This window comes from Puniceibacterium confluentis (assembly GCF_007923445.1).
In the GTDB taxonomy this organism is placed as follows: Bacteria; Pseudomonadota; Alphaproteobacteria; order Rhodobacterales; family Rhodobacteraceae; genus Puniceibacterium; species Puniceibacterium confluentis.
Genome location: NZ_VOJI01000006.1, coordinates 83,111 through 104,902, shown reverse-complemented (window position 1 = coordinate 104,902; position 21,792 = coordinate 83,111). Strand labels below are relative to the sequence as shown.

Sequence of the window (21,792 nt, the reverse complement as noted above, 5' to 3'; positions counted from 1 at the left end):
TCAAAGTGCTCCGAGAAGCGGGTCGTCGGCGTCGAGAAGTCCCTGCATCGACGCCGCCTGGCCGGGGCCGGTCGGTGCGAGGATCTCCAGCGGGCTGAGTTCCGGTGTCTCGACAAATCCGACCAGGAGCCGGGCATAGTCCTCAAGCAGCCAGGCCATGCTGTCGTTGTTGAACAAAGCCACGTCATATTCCAGCACCAGTTCGATCTCGGCCCGGTCCTCCACCATCAGGTTCAGGTCGTAGCGCGATGTGCCGGTCTGGTCCGGCAAGGCATGCAATGCAAGCGGGCCAAGGCTCTGGCCTGTGGCGGCATTGTTCTGCACCAGCAGCAGGATGTCGAACACCGGATTGTGCCCCGGCGCGGCCCCCAGGCCGAGCGCCTCGAGCATCCGCTCGAACGGCACGGACTTGTGTCCCAGCATCGCGCCGGTCTCGGAGGTGGCCGCGTGCAGCCAGCCTGCCAGCGGCGTGTTGCCGTCCAGATCCAGAACATGCGGCAGAAGGTTCAGGTAAAACCCAAGCTGATCCTCGGTTTCGATCAGGTCGCGCCCGGCGTCCGCCGTGCCGATCACCGTCGGCCCATCCCCCGCGCCGCGCAGACGCAGCAGGATGTGCAACGCCGCCGCGCAGACGGAAAACAGCGTCGATCCCGTCTGTTCCAGCAGACCGCGCAACGCCGCGCTGCTTGGTGCATCCAGCCGGTGCCGCGCCATTTTGCCCAGTCCGGAGCGCTGCGGCGGCCGCGGTGCATCGGTCGGCAGGTTGGCTATTCCTGCGCCACAGCCGCTCGCCAGGCGTGCGCTCCAATGGTCCAGTGCCCCGGAATCAGGTGCCCGCGCGGCGTGTTCAGCCTGCCAGCACGCAAAATCGCGGTATTGGATCGGCAGGGGGTCCGGCGTGGCCAGGCGGCTGCCGGTGCGGGCGCCGTAAAAGGCCGAGAGATCCGCCATCATGATCGGCACCGACCATCCGTCGGAAACGATATGGTGCAGGTTCACCACCAGCAGCCATTGATCCGATGCCAGCCGCCCCAACCCCGCCCGCAGCAGGGGCCCGCGCGACAGGTCGAAAACATGGGCGAATTCCGGATGCAGCGCCCGGGAAACCCGCGTTTCCATGTCGCCCGTGCCGGTGTCGATCCGGAGCAGGTCAAACGCCGCACCCGGCGGGTCGATGACCTGTACCGGCGCAGCGGCGCGGATTTCGAACCGGGTGCGCAGGATCTCGTGCCGGTCGACAATATCCCGGAACGCCAGCGCGAGCGCGTCGGGATCGACCGCGCCGTCGATGACAAAGCCACCCACCATGTTGTAGGCGGCCGACCCGGGCTCGGCGGTCTGCATCGCAAACAACCGGGTCTGGGCTGACGACAGCGGATAACACTCTGCATCCGGGGTCGGCAGCAGTCGGGCCTGCGGACCGGACTGCCCGGCGCCCCCGAGCGCCGCCAGCGCCGCGACGCTTTGTGCGGCAAAGAAATCCCTCAGGCTCAGCGACAGACCCAGCTGCGCCCGCAGCCGCAGCACCGCCTTGTTCGCCATGAGGCTGTGCCCCCCCAGGGCAAAGAAGCTGTCGGTCCGCCCTATGGCCGGGAGTTCGAGCACCGCGCACAGGATCGCGGCAATCCGGGTCTCGAGACCCGGGCGCGGCGGGTCGGCGTCCCCGCCCGTGCCAAGCGGCCGGCTGGTGTCGCGGCGCAGCGCCTCGCGGTCAATCTTGCCATTCTGCGTCAGCGGCAGGGCGTCCACCAGATAGATGCGTCGCGGAATCATGTAGGCAGGCAGCACCGTCACCAGATGGGCGTTCAGCGCCTCGGCGTCCACCACGCCGTCCGTGGTGATCCAGGCCGCCAGCACGGCGTCGCTGCCCTCCTCGCCCAGCACCCCGGCCGAGGCGGCACGCACGCCGTCACAACTGCAGACGCCGCTTTCCACCTCACCCAGTTCAATGCGGTAGCCGCGCAGTTTGACCTGATCGTCGGCCCGCCCCAGGTACGTGACATCGCCGTTCAGCCCCATGCGCCCCAGATCGCCGGACCGGTAGAGCCGCCGACCAGGAGCATACGGGTCGTCGACGAAGCGCGCCGCCGTCAGTTCGGGCTGTCCGAGATAGCCGCGCGCGACTCCGGACCCGCTGACCACGATCTCGCCCTGCACACCCGCAGGAACCGGGCGCAGCGACCGGTCACGGATTGTCAGCCCATAGCTGGGCAAGGCTGTGCCGATCAGGCTGTCATTGCGCGCCAGATCCGGCGCGGTCAGCCGACGGAACGTGGTGTGCACCGTGGTTTCGGTGATGCCGAACAGGTTGATCAGCTGGCAATCCGGATACCGCTGCGCCCAGGGACGCAGCACTGTCGGGGTTAGGGCTTCACCGCCAAACCACACCGCCTTAACCGCAAGTGTGCCGCCGGGCGCCTCGGTCTCAAGCTCTGACAGGGCGCGGAAGGCCGAAGGCGTCAGGCTGAGCTGGGTCACCGCCTGCTGCGCCAGGATCGACCTGAATGCGGCCATGTCGGTGCGCGCCGCCTCGGGGATCACCACCACCTCTCCTCCGGTCATCAGCGCCCCCCAGACTTCCCACACGGAAAAGTCGAAGGCCGCAGAGTGAAACCAGCTCCACCGGTCTCCGGGCGCGACCGGGTACAGACCGCCCTGCCCCAGCACCAGCGCCAGCAGATTGCGGTGTTCCACCACCACACCCTTGGGCCGACCGGTCGAACCGGAAGTAAAGATCACATAGGCCGCATCCCCGCCCTGCAGGTCCGGCAGCGTCACCGCCTCGGCTTGCGGGCCGTTGATGTCCAGACACCGGGCACCCGGCGGCAACAGATCCGCGCCGATCCGGTCACGGACAAGCACACAGCGCACCCCGGCATCCTGCAGGATCCGCCCGGTGCGGGTCACGGCCGCCTGCAGGTCCAGAGGCACGAAGGCCGCGCCGACCTGCATCACCGCCAGCATCGCGCGGATGTAGTCGGCCCCGCGCGGCAGCAATACCGCCACCCGGTCAGCAGGACGCACCCCCGCGGCAATCAGCCGAAACGCCAGGGCGCGGGCCTCGGCCACCAACGCGCCGTAAGACAGCGACTCGGCCCCGTCGCGCAGCGCCACCGCCGTCGGATCCGCCGCAGCCGCCGCCGCCAGCGCGTCGGGCACAGAGGCAAACGGCAGGTCAGTGGCGGCGCGGCGCGGCGTACCGGCCAGGACCAGCGGTGCCACGTCGGCATCGCCTATCAGCGGCAGCAGGTCAAAGGCCACATCGCCGCTCCGGGGCAGCACCCGCAGCAGATGGACCAACATACCGCCCCAATGGCGCAGGGTGGCATCGTCAAACATCAAAGCGTTGAAGGTCAGTCCAAGGTCCAGCCCGCCATCGGCGCGCACCAGCGGCGCCAGCACCAGATCGTATTTGCCCCAACCCACCGATCCCGGTGTCAGTCGCGTCGGCTCCGCCGCCACGTCGCGCACCATCAGGACGTCAAAGAGCGCGGTGCGGCTCATGTCGTTTTCCGGACGCAGGTCCAGCACGACTGCATCGAAATCGGTCTGACCATGACGCGCCGCCAACTCGGCCTGCCGGGCAATCCCGGCAATCGTTTCCGTCGTGCCTGCGCCCGGCGTGAGCGTGATGTTCAGCGTCACCAGATTGTCATGGCTGCCCGGAAAGTCGCCCGTGCGCGGGCAGGTCTGCCCCAGCACGATACGGTCCTGCCCGCTCAGCCGGTGCAACAGCGCCACGAAGGCCGACAGGATCAGATCCTCCGGCCGGACCTGCATGCGCGCCGCGCAGGCGTTCAGGGCCGCATGGTCCGTGGGCGTCAGGCCAAAACAGGTGGTGCCGCGTTCGAACAGGTGAACGGCGGCGCGGGCACGGTCGACCGGCAGCAGCAGGCGGGGCGGATGGGCGCCGAGGGCCGCGCGCCAGTAGGCCAGATCGGTCGCGCTCTGGTCGGGATCAACGGAGTCTGTGGCAACCGGCTGGCAATGATCCTGCGGCACTCCGCTGCTGAGCAAGGCGTCGGCGAGCTGATCCAGACGGCGCAGATCAGTGACAATATGATGCGCGACCAGCAGCAGGCGGGCAGAGCCATCTTCCCCGGCAATTCGTGCGACCCGGATCAAACCGCCGGCCTCCAGATCAAAGGGGGCATCTGTAAAACTGTCGATCGCGTCACAGTCCAGCGCGGCACAGGTCGGCATCTGCGGCGCGGCAGCGACACAGCAAGGCTGGTCCGAACGCATCGCAAACGCCAGGTTCAGCGCCGGGATCCGGGAATACAGCTGTGCCAGCCGGTCGCTGATGCAGTCGGGGCTCAGTTCCGGATCCAGGGCATACTGGGCTGCCATGTTGTAATAGGTCGGCGCCGCGTCATACAGCACCCCGTTTTCAAACTGGTCGACGAACCACAGCCGCTTTTGCAGGGCTGTGGGGTCGGGCACGGGGCCGGGCCGGGCCGCCTGAACCGGGGCGGTTCTGCCCAAGACGGCGCCGGTTTCCCGCAGCGCCTGATCCGCGCAAACCTCTGCCATCCCGTCGGGATCGTGGCACATCTGGTCAAGAAGCATCAGCACCGCGTCCAGCAAATCCCCGACACGCGCCGCAGAGTGGATGGCCGTGGCATAGGTCACGTCCAGGGTCATTTCAGCGCCGGTCTCTATGACATAGAAGGACAGGTCAAACTGCGTCGTCGGCAGGTCCATCTCGGCAAATTCAAATCCCAGCTCTGCCCCCATCTGCGCCAGCCCGCACCGGTCATCATGGGTCACGCAGATCTCGAACAGCGGATTGGCCCCGGCGTCCGGGCGCAGGCCAAGGGTGGCCGCAATCTGTTGCAGGCTGACCAGGTCGTGGGCCGCGGCCTCCAGCAGGGCCGCCCGGATCACCCCGATCCGGCCCGCCCAGCTCTGCCCCGGCGGCAGTTCCAGACACAGCGGCAGGGTATTGGCGAACAGACCGACGGGTTTGTCCATGCCGGGCCTGCCACGGCCCGCGACGACAGTACCGATCACCAGATTGCGGCGGCTCACCGCCCCCGCGGCATGGCTGGCAATCGCGGCCAGAACCATCTGGAACGGGGACGCCCGCTGGGTCCGCGCCTGTATCCTGAGCTGCCGCAACAGCTCTGGCGGCACCCGGCGCGTGGCACGGGCGCCGGAAAAGGATTTCACTTTGGGTCGCGGATGATCCCCGGGCAGCACGGTCAGCGCCGGCATCTGCGCCGCGCGGTGGCGCCAGAATGCCAGGGCCTTGTCGCGTGCGTCTTCGGACCCGGCAATCCAGAGCGCGTGGTCGCGGCAGTCCGGTGACGCCACCGACAGGGGCTCGGCCCCCAGCAGCACCCTCTGGCAGGCGTCCAGCAGGTCGCGGACCATGATTTCGGCGGACCAGGCGTCGGCGATGATGTGGTGCAGGACCAGGACCAGGACCAGCGTCGAACCACCGCCGCTCCGGTCCAGCAGCCCGATCCGCCACAGCGGCGCGCCGTCCTGGCCAAACGGCCGTTGGGCAAAGCCGTCCAGCACGGTCTGCGGATCACCCGACGCAACCAGCCGCTCTGCCGACAGGTCCGCAGCGGGGGCGGCTGCGATCACCTGCTCCAGCTGATCCTCGGACCATTCGAAATGTGTGCGCAGGCTGGCATGGCGCCGGGCCAGTTGCCGCATCGCGGGGCCCAGCGTTTCCGGCGCGATGCGCTGCCGGAAATCCAGCTGAAGGCAGATGTTGTAGGCCGGTCCCGGATCGCTGACCTCGGCCAGAAGCTGCAACTGCTGCTGCTGCGGCAGCGCCGGCACCCGATCGGATGCCGACCGCTCGGGCCGGGGCTGGAGAGCGGCGCCGGCCTGTGCATCCAGGGCGGCCGCCATGTCGGCAAGGCGCGGTGTGGCAAAAACCCACTCCAGCCCGAGGTCGGTGCCAAACTGCGCGGCGATCTGCCCCAGCAGTCGCACGGCCTGCAGGCTGCCGCCTCCGAGGTCAAAGAAATCCGCCTCCGGGCCGGGCACCGTGATGGCCAGCAGTGTCTGCCAGATCGCTGCAAGCTCCGTTTCGGTTGCCGACAGCGCAGGCGCCGCTTCCGGAACCAGAACCGGCGCCACCGGTTTGACCTGCACCTCGGGGACGCCGGGACCGACCATCGGCAGCTCTGCGTGCAACAGCGCGAAGGCCTGTGGCAATGTCAGATCCCCCCCCGCCGCCCGTTGGGTCAGAGACAGATAGGCATCCAGCCATTTCCGCGCTGTCCCGGCCGAGAACCGGTCGCTGTTCCAGTCGAAATCCAGCACCACCTGATCATTGATGCGCAGCAGGTTGAGAAACAGATCCGCCCGCGCCCCGGTGATCGGCACCGGGTGCAGCACCGCCGAGGAAAGCCCGCCGCCCAGCGTGATCGGCCCGTCCAGATTGAACAGCGCGTGCCGCCCGGGCAATTGGTCCAGCGGCGGGCGGTTGCCGGGTCGGAGCAATTCCGAATGCAACCGGCGACCGAGCTCGGTCATGCTCAGCTCCGGTGTCAGATCGACGGTGACCGGCCGCACAAAGCTGAGGTTGCCGACCAGCGTGTGACAGCCCGACAGCGCCTGACCCGACACCGGAATGCCAACACTCACCCGGCTTTGCCCGCTGAGGCCGGCAAGCAGCACCACATAGGGTGCCAGGAACCCCGCCAGCGGCGTGATGCCGCTCAGGCGTGCCGCTTGGGCAATGTCGCCGTAGAGCGGCGCAATATCCAGTCGGGTGATGCGCTGGCCGCCGGGTGTGACCGCCTGTGGCGCAGGTCCGTCCACCGGCAGCGCCAGCGCCGCAGGCGGCTGCTCAAGGCGATGGAACGGTGTCTGCTGTTCCCATTGGTGATAGGCGTCAGCGGTCTCGACCGGCTCGGGTCTATGCCCGTCAAGGATCTGACCCAGTTCGTTCAGGACCAACGCCAGCGACCAGCCGTCAAAGCCGAGATGGCTGCCGGTCAGGGCCAGCGCCTGCCCGCCGCCGGGGACTTCCAGCAGGCTCAGGCGCAAGGGCGCGCGGTCAAAACCGAACACCCGTCGCATTTCCGCGCTGCTCCAGCTTTCCAGAGCGGTTTCAGGATCCGTCGGGCTGTCCAACCGGCAGTGTTCGAACGGTGCCGCGGCGGCATCGCCGATGCGGCGGGCACCATCGGGCGCAAGGCAGGCCCGCAGGGCCGGATGACGGCCGCACACCTCTGCCCAGGCGGCCGCCACTTCATCTGCCCCAAGGCCAGGTCCGCTCAGGCGCATCAGGATCAGATCCGTCCACGTCCCCGGCCGGACCTGCCCTGCCCGGTGCCGCAGCGCTCTTTCGCCGGCACTGCTGGCCAGCGCGCTGCCCGGCGCAGGCGCGCGCCGCGGGACCGCACCGAACCAGCCCGCCGCCTTCAGCGCCGCAACCCCCTGCCGCGCGGCATCGACAATCTGTGCGACCTCGGCGTCGCCGTGCGCCGTGGACAGGAAACAGTTTCTCTGTTCCCAGACAAAAACGCCGTTGTGCAGCAGATGGGTGTTGAGGATCTCGGTTCCCGGGCCAAAATTGAACCGGAACAGCGATCCGAACCGCTCCATCCGAACCGGAACCGCTTCTGCCTCGAACAGCGCATCCAGACTCTGGCACATAGCTTCGGTGCGGGCGGCAAGCTGGTCAAACAGCGCCCCGCCTTCGGATGTGATCCGGTCGAGGACACTGCGGGCGGCGGCCAGCGCCAGGGGATGGCCATTGAAGGTGCCCGCGACAAAGGCCGTCCGCGTGCCCGGAGCGCTGTTGTCGCCATACCGCCAGGCACCGCCGTCCACCGCATCCATGTAGCGCGCGGCGCCCGACAGCACGCCGATCGGCTGGCCATGCCCCAGCACCTTGCCATAAGTCACCAGGTCCGCGGTGACGCCAAAGATTTCCTGCATCCCGCCCGCGGCAAAACGGAACCCCGAGATCACTTCATCAAACAGCAGCGGCACGTCCCTGTCCCGGGTCAGATCGCGCAGCGCGTGGAGGAATTCCAGCGGGCGGTTTCCCGGGTTGCGGCTTTGCACCGGTTCGACCAGCACCAGCGCGATGTCCTCGGCGTGGCGTCTGATCACCTCGAGCCCTGCCATATCGCCGTAATCCAGTGTGATCACCGGATCGACCATGCCCTGCAAGGTGCCGTCGGTCATCGGCGCGGCCTGGGGCGTGCCGTCCTCGTCAACCCAGCCGGTGGCAAGGATACCGTCAAAACTGCCGTGATAAGATCCCTTGAAGATCACGATCCTTGCGCGGGCGGTCACGGCGCGGGCAATGCGCACGGCGCACATGATCGCCTCGGTTCCGGTCGAGAAAAAGGCGCTGCGCTCGGCGCCGGTCAGGCGGTTGATCCGTTCGGCCACCTGCTCGGCCAGCGGAGTCGCCGGGCCGATGGCGGCCCCCCGGTCCAGCTCGTCCCGCAGAGCCTGCGTGACAAAGTCCGGATTGTGACCAAAGAGATAGACGCCAAAACCCATGGTGACATCGACATATCGGTTGCCGTCCACATCCCAGACGTGGGCACCCTGCGCGCGGTCGGCCATCAGCGGATAGGTCAGTTCCTTGAAATCGGGGGCAAATCCGAACACCGCCCGGCTGTTGGCCACATGGCGGCGGGCAGACTGTGCCCCGGCCTTGGAACCGGCACTGCGCGCGTTCCACCGTCGGCTCAGATCCGCCACATGCGCACGTTGCGCCGGACCGAGGTCGGAACTGCCCTGTTTCGGCTGGCGAAACAGCCCTTTTATTTCCGACGGCGCGCGGGGTGCGACAGCGGCCTGTGCGGGCGGTTGGATGGCGGCCGGCGCCGTTGTGCCACCATTCATCGCCTGCAATTGCCGGGCAATCACGCTTTCGACCATTTTCAGCTGCGCCTGCATGACTTCGGCCATGCCTTCGGGGGCGGGCCCTGTGGCCCGGGGCAACGGGCCGTGCGGCTGCGGCATCGCCGCCACCGGCGCGGGCCGTGCCTGTTGCAGCATGTCGGCGAGCTTGCGCGGGGTTTCGGTGGTTTCGAACAGGGCGCGCAACGTCACCTCGAGCCCGAGCCGCGACGCGAGCGCGCGCTGAAGCTGCACCATGCCCAGCGAATCCAGTCCCAGCGCCGTTAGCGGCGAATCCGGTGCGATCTGTTCTGCGGCGACACCCGACACACGCGCGACCAGCGGCAAGATGTCGGACGTCAGAATATCCGCGGAATTTGGCTCCAGAGGCACCGGCGCGACACTTTCCGGATCGGGTGGTGCGCTGCGGCAGACGCTGCGGGAAACAAGGGCACCCACGGCACGGCGCGGCATCTGCTGATCGGACATCGGATGCCCGGGCAGGCTGTCACCCGGGGCACCGCGGCTGCCGTAGTAGCGCGCCCAGTCCAGGGCGGCACCGTGGCTCCAGGCCATCCCCGCCGCCCGGGCAAGGCCCTCTTGTGACTCTGCGCCACTGACCCAGATCGCGGCGGGCGCGGCGGCAGCGCCCAGCCGCGACAGAACCGCGCCGGGGCCGATTTCCAGGCAGATCGATTCACCCGGCGCCGTCGCTGCCTGAATGGCCGACAGGAACTGCACAGGCTGCAACATCTGGTTGTGCCAGTACTCCGAGGCACCAAATGCCTCCGGATCTGCCAGCGCGCCGGTCAGGGTCGAAAACACCGGCAAATGTCCGGGTTGCGACGCCAACACCAGATCGTTGCGCAGATCCCGCGCCGCCTGAGCCATCGCCGGGCTGTGGAAGGCGCGGCTGACACCGATTTGGGCCGCAGTACAGCCCGCTGCCTCGGCCCGCGCCTGCAACGCGGCAATCTGGGCGACAGGACCGGCCATGCTCAGCGCGGCGGGGCCATTGTACCCGGCGATCACCGTATCTTCCAACCCGTCCATCAGACCACGCGCTGTCTCGGCATCGGTGCGCAGCGCCAGCATCGCCCCCTCTGTGGCGCAGTCCTGCATCAGTCGGCCCCGCCGGACAGCCAGTTGCATCGCGGTTTCGATCCCGAACTGCCCCGAAGCCAGCGCCGCCCCGATCTCGCCGACAGAATGTCCCAGCACAGCATCCGGATGCACGCCCAGATCGGCCCAATGCGCGGTCAGCGCGTGCCCGTAGGCCACCAGCGCGGGCTGCGACAGGTCGGTCTGGCTGATGCGCGCCGGGTCTGCCGGGTCCGGACCATAGAGCCAGTCCGACAGCAGTCTGCCCTGCACCGGACCGGCCGCTTCGGATGCCGCATCGAAGGCGGCACGAAAAACCGGCTCGGACATGTAGAGGTCTGCGCCCATGGCCGTCGATTGCGCGCCCTGCCCCGGATAGGCAAAGATGATGCGCGCCGATGCCTGCGCCCTGATCCAGGGCGCGTCGTCTGCTGCCCGTGTGTCGGCCTGTGGGACCAGGGCGGCCCGGCGCCACGGACCCGACACCCGACGACTGGCCTGCCCGGCGGCCAAGGCCGCCCGCTCTGCAACGGTCGCACTGGCCAGTCGCGCGGTCCAGGCGGCCTGCAACGGCTGTTGTGCCGCTTCGACGAGGACCGACAGCGGCACAACCAGCGGCCGGTCCGGCACGCTGTCCGCGACCGGATCCGGGTCCGGCGGTGCCGCCAGAATGGCATAGGCGTTGGTGCCGCTCATCCCGAACGAGGCGACCCCGGCGATGCGCCGCCCGCCAGCGGGCCAGTCGAGCCCTTCCGCGATCGGCTGCATCCGGCCTGTTGCCCAGTCAAACCGGTCGTTGAGCTGCGTGCAGAGGCGATCCGGCGGCACCCTGCCATGTTCCAGCGCCAGCAGCACCTTGATCACCCCGGCAATGCCCGCCGCCGCTTCGAGATGGCCGATCCGGCTCTTGACAGCCCCGAGCGGCAGCACCCCGCCGCCAGAGCCGCGCAGCACGGCGCGCAGCGCCTCGAGCTCCACCGGATCGCCCAGCGCGGTGCCGGTGCCGTGGGTTTCAACCCAGTCGAGGTCTTCGCCCGCCAGCCCGGCCTCCTGCAGGGCGCGGCGCAGCAGATCGCGCTGGGCACGGCCATTCGGCGCGGTGACACTGGTGCTCTGACCGTCGTGGTTCAGCGTGGTGGCGAGCAGTTCTGCGCGCAGAACGTCCTGGTCGCGCTGCGCCTCCTCCAGACGCTTGAGCACGACCAGTCCGGCGCCTTCGCCACGGCCATATCCATCTGCGGCGGCGTCAAACGTCTTGCACAGCCCGTCCGGCGACAGCGCGCCCATGCGGTGCAATCCGGTGTGCAGATCCGGTGACAGGATCAGGTTCGCCCCCCCCGCCAGCGCCAGATCACAGCGCCCCTGCCGCAGCTCCTGCGCCGCCAGATCCAGCGCCACGATCGACGACGAACAGGCGGTGTCCACCGCCAGCGCGGGACCGCGGAAATCGAACAGATGCGCCATCCGGCCGACAGCGATACTGCCCGCGCTGCCGGTGATCGCATAGGCGGCCATGGCATCCCCGTCGGCGAGGATCTCGCCGCGCCCGGTCGCAAGACCCGACTCGCTCAGGCCGACGAACACTCCGACACGCTGCCCCCGCAGCCGGGTCACATCCAGCCCGGCATGTTCCAGCGCCTGCCACAGCACCTGCAGCAACAGGCGCTGCACCGGGTTCATCGCCTCGGCCTCACCCCGGGTCAGACCAAAAACCCCGGCGTCGAACGTGTCGATCTGCGACAGAAGCGCTGCGGGCGGCAGGGCCGGGTCCGCCGGCTGCACCGTCCAGCGGTCCGGCGGGATCGGGGAAATCACCGAGTGCGTGGTGTTCAGGTGATCCCAGAATGCCGCCGGTGTGTCGCCGCCCGGAAAGCGGCAGCCATATCCGATCACCGCAATCCGCCCGCTCTGCGATCTTTGCCCGGACGGCTCGGAAGCCTGCGGATCGCTGTCGACCTTCGCGTCGATCAGCGCCCGGGCCAGCGCACGCGGGCTTGGGTGATCAAACAGGTCGGCAATCGAGATTTCCCGTTGCAGCCAGCTTCCCAGCAGGGCAACCAGCGCCACCGCCTGGCGCGAGGACAGTCCCTGATCCATCAGCCCGGAGCCTGCGTCTACCGCACCGCCGCACAGCAGCGCGGCCTGGTCGCAGATCACGGACGAGACGACGGCAACCTGTCCGTCGGCCACAGCCCGGCGCAGCGGCGCGCCCAGCGCCAGTGCGGCTTTGGCTTCGCTGTCCAGCTGTTCGACATATGCGCCCCGTTCAAAGGCGCGGGTCAGCACGTGCCGCTGCAGTTTGCCGCTTGTGGTGCGCGGCAGGTCCCGCACCATCAGCACGTGGTCCAGCACCACGCCGGTCTGCGCCGCCACATGCGCGGCGATCGCCCCGCGCAGCGCATCCGCCTGTGCCGTCCGGCCGCGAAAGCGCAGAAACGCCAGTGTCCGGACCCCGGCACCCGCCGGATCACGCCCCTGGGTGATCGCCAGCTGGTGCATCGGCGACAGGCCCGCAGCGCCCAGCGCCACCTGTTCAAGATCGGCGGGATGATAATTCCGTCCACCGGAAATGATCACGTCCCGAGCCCGTCCGGCCATGACAAAATCCCCGTCCTGCAGAAAGCCGATATCACCCGTGGCCAGCCAGCCGCCCGGGAGCAGGGCCTCGGAACTCTGCGCCGCCCGGTTGCGATAGCCCTGCATCAGAGATGGACACCGCACCTGCAGATGACCGACGGTGCCCGGAGGCAGGGGCGCCTCGCGGTCAGTCACGATCCGCATTTCGGCACCGCTCACCGCCGGACCCAACAGCGGCAGCTCTACCGCCTCGGGATCGTCAGCCTTCAGCGGCACGGCGCGCTGCCCCGGGTCCAGCGACTGGCGCGCGACATGCACGGTCTTTAGCCCGGCCCGCATGGCGATGACCAGGGTCGCCTCGGCCAGACCATAGGCGGGCCACAGCGCCCCGGGTGACAATCTGGCCGGGACCAGCCGGTCGGCAAAGCTGCGCAGAACCGCCGGATCCAGTGGCTCGGCGCCAAGGGTGATGCAGCGCACCCGGCTCAGATCCAGTTGCGCCGCGCGCTGCGGCTTGAGCAGATTGCTCACCATCTGCAGTGCCAGGTTCGGCCCGCCGGTGATGGTGCCGCCGTGATCATGCAGGGTCCGCAGCCAGGACAGCGGCCGGCGGGAAAAGTCATCCGTGGCCATCAACACCTGCGGCAGCCCACACAACAGCGGCAGAAGGTGAAAGTGGAACAGGCCGAAATCGTGCGACATCGGCATCCAGTTGACAAAACAGTCACGCGCCGTCAGCGCCAGCGCCTGCCGCAGCATCTTTACCTGCGCCAGAATGGCGCGATGGCTCAGCTCGACCCCTTTCGGATCGCCGGTCGAGCCCGAGGAAAACATGATCACCGAAATCGCTTCGGGATCGCATGCACAAAGGGTGGCTGCGGCAGGATCGCAATCCGTCGACGCCTCGAGACTGTCAAACCGGGGCCCGGTGATCACACATGTTCCGGCCACCCCGGGCACATCCCCAAGCGCGTCGCACCAGGCAGGTTCCTCGCTCAGGATCCAGGCCCGTCCCAGAACCGCCAGGGCAGCGCGGGTGCGTTCGACCTGAACGGCCGTGCCCATCGGCGGCATCGGCACGGCCGTCAGCCCGGCCGCCTGGCATGCCCAGAAGCCGCAGGCAAATGCCATCGGATCGCTGATCACAAGAACCACGCAGTCGCCGGGCCGGGCCCCTGCCCCGATCATCTGCCGTCCCAGTGTCGCGGCGATCTCTTCCAGTTCGGCGGCGTTCACAGACAGGTCGTCGCCCCCGCGGTTGCGCCGTGTCACGGTGGCCATGCCCTGACGGGCAACAGTCTGGAAAGCAGTCCACAAATCCCGCGCCCCGGCCGGATCCGGGAGACTTGCATGATCGAAGGTGCTGCTGTTGTTCAAACTTCTACCTCGTTAATCGCAAATGTCTGTCTGGCGGCGGGTGGTGGATGCGCCGGTTCGTCCGGTTCCGCCTGCGCACCCGTCAGCCGTTCGGTAATCAGCCTGCGCAGCGCAACGCTCCACCGCGCCACGTGGGGTGGGTGGAACAGGTTGAAATGATCCGCGCCCTTTGCGGAAATGCAGGCTCTTTGTCCGCTCAGCGTCGCCAGGTGGTCGATCCTGCCCGGCGCGACCGTGCCATCGGCGGCGGACAGGACGCAGGCAATCCGCGCCGCTGAGGGTGTGGGCGGTTCGTAAGCACGCTGCCGCGCCGCGCGCTGCGCAAACTGGGCTTTGTAACGGGCCACGTCGGATTCCGGCAGCGCGCTGCTGAGAACGCCCAGTACCTGCGACCAGTAGCGCCGCGTCTCAAGCGGACTGTCCCCAAGCGCCGGACCGAACTGCGGCTCGCCTGGCAGCCGGTCGAGCATAACAAGCAACGGCGCGATGCCCAGCGCGCCCAGTTGCGCCGCCGCCTCGTAGGCCAGGTCGGCCCCGAATGACCAGCCCAGCAACACCCGGTATCCGCGCCCGCCGTCAGGGGCCTGTTCCAGGATCCAGCGCACCATGGCGGGAACATCCGCGGCCGCATCCAGTTCCGGCAGGTCATCGACGCCATCGACGGCACAGCCGGGCGCGAGCGTCTCCAGCCATTCGCGGTAGATGCCGGAATTGCCCATCGGTCCGGGAAAACACAGCATCCCTGCTGCATCGTCGGTGCCGTAAAGCCGCATGATCGCCGAGACCGGCACCACCGGCCGGGCTGCACCGCCTGCCTGCGCCGCGTCGATCCGCGCGGCAAGGTCACAAAGCACCGGCGCGTCGGTGAACCAGCGCAGCGGCAGGCGCAGACCGCCCTCACGCTCCAGTGCGCCCGACACTTCGATGGCGCGCAGGGAATGCCCACCCAGGAGAAAGAAATCATCGTCCCGCGCGACGCTGTCGAGCCCCAGGACCTCGGTCCAGATCCGGGCAAGATGCCGCTCGGTCGCGGTTCGGGGCGGCGATCCCGGTCCGGTCCGCCTGGGCTCTGCGCCCAATGCCGCCAGCATCGCGGCGGTGTCGGTCTTGCCGTTCTCGGTCATCAGCAGCCGCGACAGAAAGACAAACCGCTGCGGGACCTGCGCAGAGGGCAGTCGCCGCGCAACCGCCGCCCGCAGCCGGGCAGGATCGCGCAGGCCATCAGAGGTCCTGACAAAGGCCACCAGTTGTGCTTTCGGTCCCGCGCCTTGCACCGCCACTGCCGCCTCTGCAACCGATCCGTCGCGCAGCAACGCCAGTCGGGTTTCCTCGGGGTCGACCCGGTGGCCGCGGATCTTGCCGATCCCGTCCCGCCGCCCGGCAAAGCGCAGCATTCCGTCGGTGCCAAGGCTGCCCAGATCCCCGGTGCGGTAAAACCGCTGCCCGCCGATCCGGGTGAACCCGTCCGGCTGCGCGGGCGGCAGGTAACCGCGCGCAAGGGCGGTGCCGCCCACCGCGATTTCCCCCCGCACCCCGCGCGGCAAGGTGTCGCCATGGCGGTCGACGATACGGATTTCGGTGCCCCGCACCGGTGTCCCGATGATGGTGGTCCGGTCCGCTGTCCAGTCGCGTATCGGGCGCGGTGCGGTCATCGCGCAGCCGACAGTTGTCTCGGTCGGTCCATAGTGGCAGGCCAGATGCAGCCAGGGGCACAGCCTCGACAGGTGGTCGATCTGGTCCGCATCCGGGCTCTCTCCGCCAAGGATCAGCAGGCGCCACCGCGTCAGCGCCGCAAACCGCGCCGGGTCGGGCGTGCTCAGCAGCAGGTGCAGATAGGTCGGCGTGGCCTTGACAACGGTGATGCGGCGCGTTGCCATCACCCGCAGCGCCTGGTCCGGATCGACGGCGGCTTCGGCGCCCAGCCAGTACACGGCCCCGCCGACCGCCAGCACACCGAAGGCGGTGGTATAGCCCAGATCAAAGGCCGGCGATGTCACCTGCAGCGCCCTGTCCCGGGCACTGAACCCGAAAGTCTCTGCAACGCTCTGGCAGTAACTGGCAAGCGCCCTGTGCGGCACCGCGACACCTTTGGGTACGCCGGTCGAGCCTGAGGTGTAGATGCAATAGGCCAGCCCCGCGCTGTCCGGCGCAACGGCCTCCGCCGCCCTGAGGTGTGGCAGTTCCATGCCCGGCAGGCCCAGCGCCAGCTTTGGCCGGGCGGTGTCGAGGATCTGCTGCTGGCGTTCCTCTGGCCAGGCTGGGTTGACCGGAACGAATGCCGCGCCCATACGCCAGCAGGCCAGCGCCCGAACGGTAAATTCCGCGTCCTGTACCGCCGCGACCGCGACCCGATCACCCGGGGCAACACCCCCTTCGGCAAGTGCCGCCGCCGTTTGCGCCACCCGTGCCGTCAGGGTCGCCCTGTCCAGGGTGCGGACCATGTCGCCGACGGCATCCAAGGCAGGATCGCCGGCGAGCGCGGCCTCGCACAGGGTCGCGCCCTGTGCCGTGTCGCCGCCACCGCAGAGTCTGGCCGAGGGCATGCCCGGGCCGCAGAGCGGAACCGACGTCACCGCATCCGCCGCCCGCGCCAGCAAGCGGTCCAGCAGGTCAAGCGTCAGGGTCAGCAGCATGTCGACCTGTCCGGCCGGCACGCGGTTCAGGTCATGGCGCGCTTCGAGATAGGGCGCCTCGCCAAGCGAGAACCCGATCTGGAAATCATAGTGATCCCAGCTGTGTGCGCTGTAGCTGTTCAGGCTCAGCCCGGCCGCAGGAAAGTCGAGGCTGTCGGACTCCCCCCAGGCCAGCCCGGCGGGTCTGCCGATCATCGTGTGGTCCATCCGGTCCGCCCGCAGACCCGCCGCGGCGAGGATGTCGGCCAGCGGCAGGGCCGACCACAGCGGGGCGTCACGCAACTGTGCCTGCATGTCCCGGCACAGGGTGGCAAAGCTCTGACCCTGCGACAGTGTCACCCGCACCGGCAGGGTGGCCGCGAACAGTCCGACCGCACGGTCAATGTCCGGCAGGTCGTGGCTTCGGTTCGCCATCACCGAGGCAAAGACAACGTCAGTCTGGTCGGACAGCCGCGCCAGAACCACGCCCCACGCCGCATGCAGAACGGCGCTGGGCGACACGGACTGGCGGGCGGCGAACGCCCGTATCCCGGCATCCAGATGCCCTGGCAGACGCCGGACAACGGCGGCCTTCTGTCCGGGTGGCAAGGCAGTGTCCAGCACCGGCAGTGCGGCGACCCGTGACCCGTGCAGACGCGCAGCCCAGTACGCCCTGGCCGCCGCGCCGCGCCGCGCCGTCTGGCTGTCGGCCAGTGTGCCGGTTGTGGTGCCAGCCGCCGGGGCCAGCACAGGCCCACGGCCCAGGCGCCGTGCATAGAGCGCCATCAGATCGCTGATCAGCGTCGGCGCCGACCAGGCATCCAGAATGAGGTGGTGAAAGGTGACGATCATGGCGCAAGACCCGTTGGCCTCCGGCACCAGCACCACTCTCAGCAGCGGATCGCGGGCGAGGTCGAAACGGACGCCGCGTTCTGACAGGGCCAGCTCCGGAACCGACGCTTCACCGCCCGTTCCGACACTGCGGACAGACGGCGGGCGCGCCGTCAGGACAGCCTGGACCGCCCTGCCTTCCCGACTGCGCACAAAGGCGGTTCGCAGTGCGGCATGGCGGTCCGAAAGATCTTTCCAGGCGGCCGACAACGCCTCACGATCGACGAGGCCATTCAGCTTGCAGCTGAATTGTTCGACGTAGGCAGAGGCGCCATCGCCATGTGCGGTTTCCGTCTCGAACGCGAAGAGAGATTCCTGCAGGCCGGTCATGGGATGCAGCGACTGCAACTTGTCCGACACGGTGCCCACTCCAATATTTTTGGCCCGAAAAAAAGCTGGGCCGATTCCACAATCTGGCAGATCGAAGCTAGGGCAATTTGAAAAACCGGTAAACACCGAACTTGGTGGGCCCCCAAAATTATGTTACAAAACAACAAGATCTTTTGGAGAAATTGGTTTTATGCCTGCCACCAGCCGACAACGATCTGCCCTGACACTTTGTTTGTTTTTATTGCCTTACCATGCGTCAGCACAAAACTTTCCGACACTGACCGAGCTGCTGGACATAACCCACGAATCGACTGTCGCCACCTATGGATTTTATGGGTCGACGGCAGCGATTCAATTCGGTGACGGCACCCGGTGGAGCGGCGCGACAGGGGTTACCGGGCCTGCATCCGGCTCACAGGCCGGTCGCCCGCTGATTGTAGAAGACCGCTTTCATATCGGCAGTCAGACCAAGACCTATACCGGCACCGTGGTGCTGCAGTTTGTCGACAACGGCACGGTCAGTCTGAGCGACACGCTGCAGCACTGGTACGACATCCAGCCCGCCGCAACCGCGGCCCTGAGCGTCATGCCCCAGAGTCTGCGCGAGACCGTGACCGTGCGCGACCTGCTGTCGATGCGCACCGGAATCGCCGAGTATCTGGGGGGACCGGACCCGAACCATCCCGGCCAGACAGTCCTGGATGTCTGGAACGCCAGAAACGGCAACTATGACCTCAGCCGACAAGAGTTGCTGAGCGCGAGCCTTGCCCTGCCCGCGACCATGACACCGGGCGATCAGAGCACCTTTTCCTATTCCAACGCCAATTTCATGCTGGCGGGCATCATCGCCGAGGCGGCCAGTTGTCAGGCCGGGAACTGCCGCAACATCGGCGAACTGATCACCGATCAGGTGATCACGCCACTGAACCTCGGCAACACGCTGTATCCGGTCGGCACCGAATGGGGCAGCGACCAGCACACCGACGGCACCTGGGACTACTACGGCACGCTCACCGATTTCACCGAAACCACGCCGTCCGTGCCCAACTCTGCCGGTGCGATGATCTCGGACATCACCGACCAGCTGAGCTGGCTGGTCGAACTGACCACCAACGCGCAGGGCACGCTGGATCCGGCGACCTTTGCCGAGCGGCTGCGGAACACGACGGACATGAACGGTATGGTCGGCACGGTCGAGGGCGGCTATGGCCTTGGGATCTATGGCGAACACAGCCTGGAGACCGGGGCCTTCATGCTGGGCCACGGTGGCGAACTCAGTGGCTATCAGACCCTGATGTTCCATTACCCCGGCGAGGCGGCCACCACGCTGGACGATCTGTTCATTGTCGGCGACATCAACACCTTCCTGAACATCCCGGCAGAGCGCCGCCTGCTGCCGTCGGATATCAACAGCATATATTTCGACCTGCAAAAGACCGTGGCGCTGTACAACGCCCATCAGGCCAATCCCGATGGCTGTAGTTCCGGCGCTGCGGGCACCACCTGCACCGGCACCACGGTTGCAGACGCGACCATGGTTGTGGGCAACAGCTTTACCATCCAGCCCTCCGGTCAGCGCTGGACCGCCCCGGCCGTGGATTTCGACGCCGCGGTGCCGACCTATGTCTTTTACGGCAATGCCGGTACCGGGATCGTGGCGACGGACACGGCGGTCACCGTGGAACGGGACGGCATCCTCGAAGGCTACGGCAACGGCCTGACGCTCTTGCAGCTGGGCGGCAGCGCCAATACCGTCGACGTCGCGGGCACGATCGAGGCCACCGGCGCAGATGCCGTGGCGATCGACGCCGGCGCAGGGTCAAACGACAGGATAAACATCAGCGCGGCCGGCACGGTCGTCGGCGACATCCTGGCCACCGGCGGCAGTGACGCCCTGCGGATCGACGGCGCGGTGATGGGGGACGTGACGCTCGGCAGCGCCGCCGTGCTGGCGGGAACCGGCATGGTCAAGGGGCGGGTGGCCGGCGCGGGCACGGTGATCCCCGGCGACCCGGACGCCACCGCAGCCTCGTCGATGACCGTCTCGCGGTATGAACCGACCGGCGGCACCCTCGACATCACGGTGTTCGGATCAGCCAACGCGGCAGATATCCTGCTGGTCGACGAACAGACCTCCGAAGGCTTTGCCGTCGCCGACACCGGTGTCGCGGTGCTCGGCAACAGCACTCTGCGCCTGAGCGGCACCCCCCTCAGCGGCAACATCCAGACGCCGATCCTGACGGCTGTGCACGGTCTGACCGGCACCTTCGCCCAGGTCGAGGACGATGCCGGTCTGCTCACGCCCGGTGCGGGCCGCCTGCGGCACGATCTGATCTACACCGCCAACAGCGTCCTGCTGACCAGCACCAGTCCGGCGGCCTTCGATGCCGTGGCGGCGGGCAGCTATGGTGACGGGCTGATCGTGCTGGACCAGGCTCTGGCACAGTCGCAGGCCATGGCACGCACCGCCCCGTCCCGTCCCGCGGGATTTGCCCGCGGGCTTGGCGGTTTTGCCTCGCATGACAAGCAGGACGGTGTTGCCGGATTTGACATCGGGTCCGGCGGCTTGATCGCCGGCATTGCCGCTCCGCTGGGCGCGGGCGGCTATTACAGCCTCAGCCTCGCTCAGACCCGGAGCAGTGCAAGCCTGGATCACGGCGGCGGGACGCAGGAGACCGACACGCTGTCTGTCGGCCTCAGCTTCGGCTTCGGGGTCGGTGCGCTCGATATCTCGGCCTCGGTGTTCTACGGCACGGGGGATGTGGATTACAGCCGCCGGACAGGGGCGGACAGCGCCAGGGGCAGCACCGGTCAGCGGCGCCTCGGCGCGATCCTCGGTGTTGGTCAGAGTTTCGATCGCGGCGACTGGCGGCCCGGCTGGCGTTCCAGCCTGGCCTATTTTCATGTCAGCGAAGACGCGTTCCGCGAAACCGCCGCCACCGGCGTGGCGATGAGTTTTGACGAGCGCAGCTATGGACGCGCGCGGCTGGGCGCTGGTGTCTCGGCAGAACGGCAGCCGCGTGACATGACGCTGTCGCCCTGGGTCAGCGCCGATCTGTTCTACCACGTCGACACCGACAGCTCTGACATCCGCTACTCGGCCCCGGGCGTCCGGGGTTCGCTGAAATCCCGCTCTGCCGACGGGCTGGAACTGCGTGTCGGCGCCGGGGCGTCGTATACCGCAGGCTCGGGTGCGGTCTGGAGCGCGGGAATCACCGGCAGCGGCGGCGATCTGGCAACAACCCTGCGGTTTGATGTCAGTCTGGGCCTGGACTTCTGAGTGGAGACACCTCGCGCCGGGGCCGCGATCACCCCCGCCACCCCGAGCAGCAGAGGGCGGGCAGCCTGGCGCTGTTCACTTTGGGTTAACCGCGATTGTTCATCCTGCACCGCGTGGTGTAAGGTCCAGCGGACGCGCCTGGCGCAGATTCGAGATATCGCGAACAACAAAAGAGGTTTTCATGGCCGGCTCCGTGAACAAGGTCATCCTGATCGGCAATCTGGGTGCTGACCCCGAGGTGCGTACCTTTCAGAATGGTGGCAAGGTGTGCAACCTGCGTATCGCCACGTCTGAAAACTGGAAGGACCGCAACACCGGCGAGCGGCGGGAAAGGACCGAGTGGCACACCGTTGCCATCTTTTCGGAACCGCTTGCCAAGATCGCCGAGCAGTATCTGAAAAAGGGCTCGAAGGTGTATATCGAGGGACAGCTTGAGACCCGCAAATGGCAGGATCAGTCCGGTCAGGATCGCTATTCGACCGAAGTCGTGCTGCGCCCGTTCCGCAGTGAACTGACGCTGCTCGATTCCCGGGGTGGCGGCTCTGGTGGTGGCGGCGACTTTGGCGGCGGCTATTCCGGTGGTTCCGGCGGCGGCTACGAAGACAGCCGCGGCGGTGGCGGCGGCGGCGGTGGATACTCCGGTGGCGGCAGCGGACCCGCGCGCGCGCCCTCGCGCGACATCGACGACGAGATCCCGTTCTGACGCATCCTCCTGTCAGGAAGATTGATTAAGTGAGGAAGCGGCCGCGTTGCTCGCGTCGGCTTCCTCATTCTGATGCCTTGAACATGGAC

The 21,792-nt window shown here is 67.7% G+C and carries 4 protein-coding genes; 2 read left to right on the top strand and 2 right to left on the bottom strand.

The annotated features are described in order from the left end of the window. Both FOY53_RS08815 and FOY53_RS08810 read right to left on the bottom strand, forming a co-directional pair. Positions 1-13,791, bottom strand: coding sequence for a non-ribosomal peptide synthetase/type I polyketide synthase (locus FOY53_RS08815; RefSeq protein WP_146587862.1), 13,791 nt, complete (start codon positions 13,789-13,791; stop codon positions 1-3). A 92-nt stretch (positions 13,792-13,883) separates the two neighbouring features. Beyond that, a complete protein-coding gene (locus FOY53_RS08810; protein ID WP_146587860.1) occupies positions 13,884-17,750 on the bottom strand; it encodes an AMP-binding protein in 3,867 nt (1,288 codons plus the stop codon). Positions 17,751-17,961: 211 nt separating this feature from the next. Between FOY53_RS08810 and FOY53_RS08805 the strand changes: the two genes are divergently transcribed. Both FOY53_RS08805 and ssb read left to right on the top strand, forming a co-directional pair. Further along, positions 17,962-21,000: a serine hydrolase gene (locus FOY53_RS08805; RefSeq protein WP_222435234.1), complete on the top strand. Its 3,039-nt coding sequence runs from the start codon at positions 17,962-17,964 to the stop codon at positions 20,998-21,000. A gap of 181 nt (positions 21,001-21,181) precedes the next feature. Then, positions 21,182-21,703 (top strand): single-stranded DNA-binding protein, encoded by a 522-nt coding sequence (ssb, locus tag FOY53_RS08800; protein WP_146587856.1) that lies wholly within the window; start codon positions 21,182-21,184, stop codon positions 21,701-21,703. Positions 21,704-21,792 lie beyond the last annotated feature (89 nt).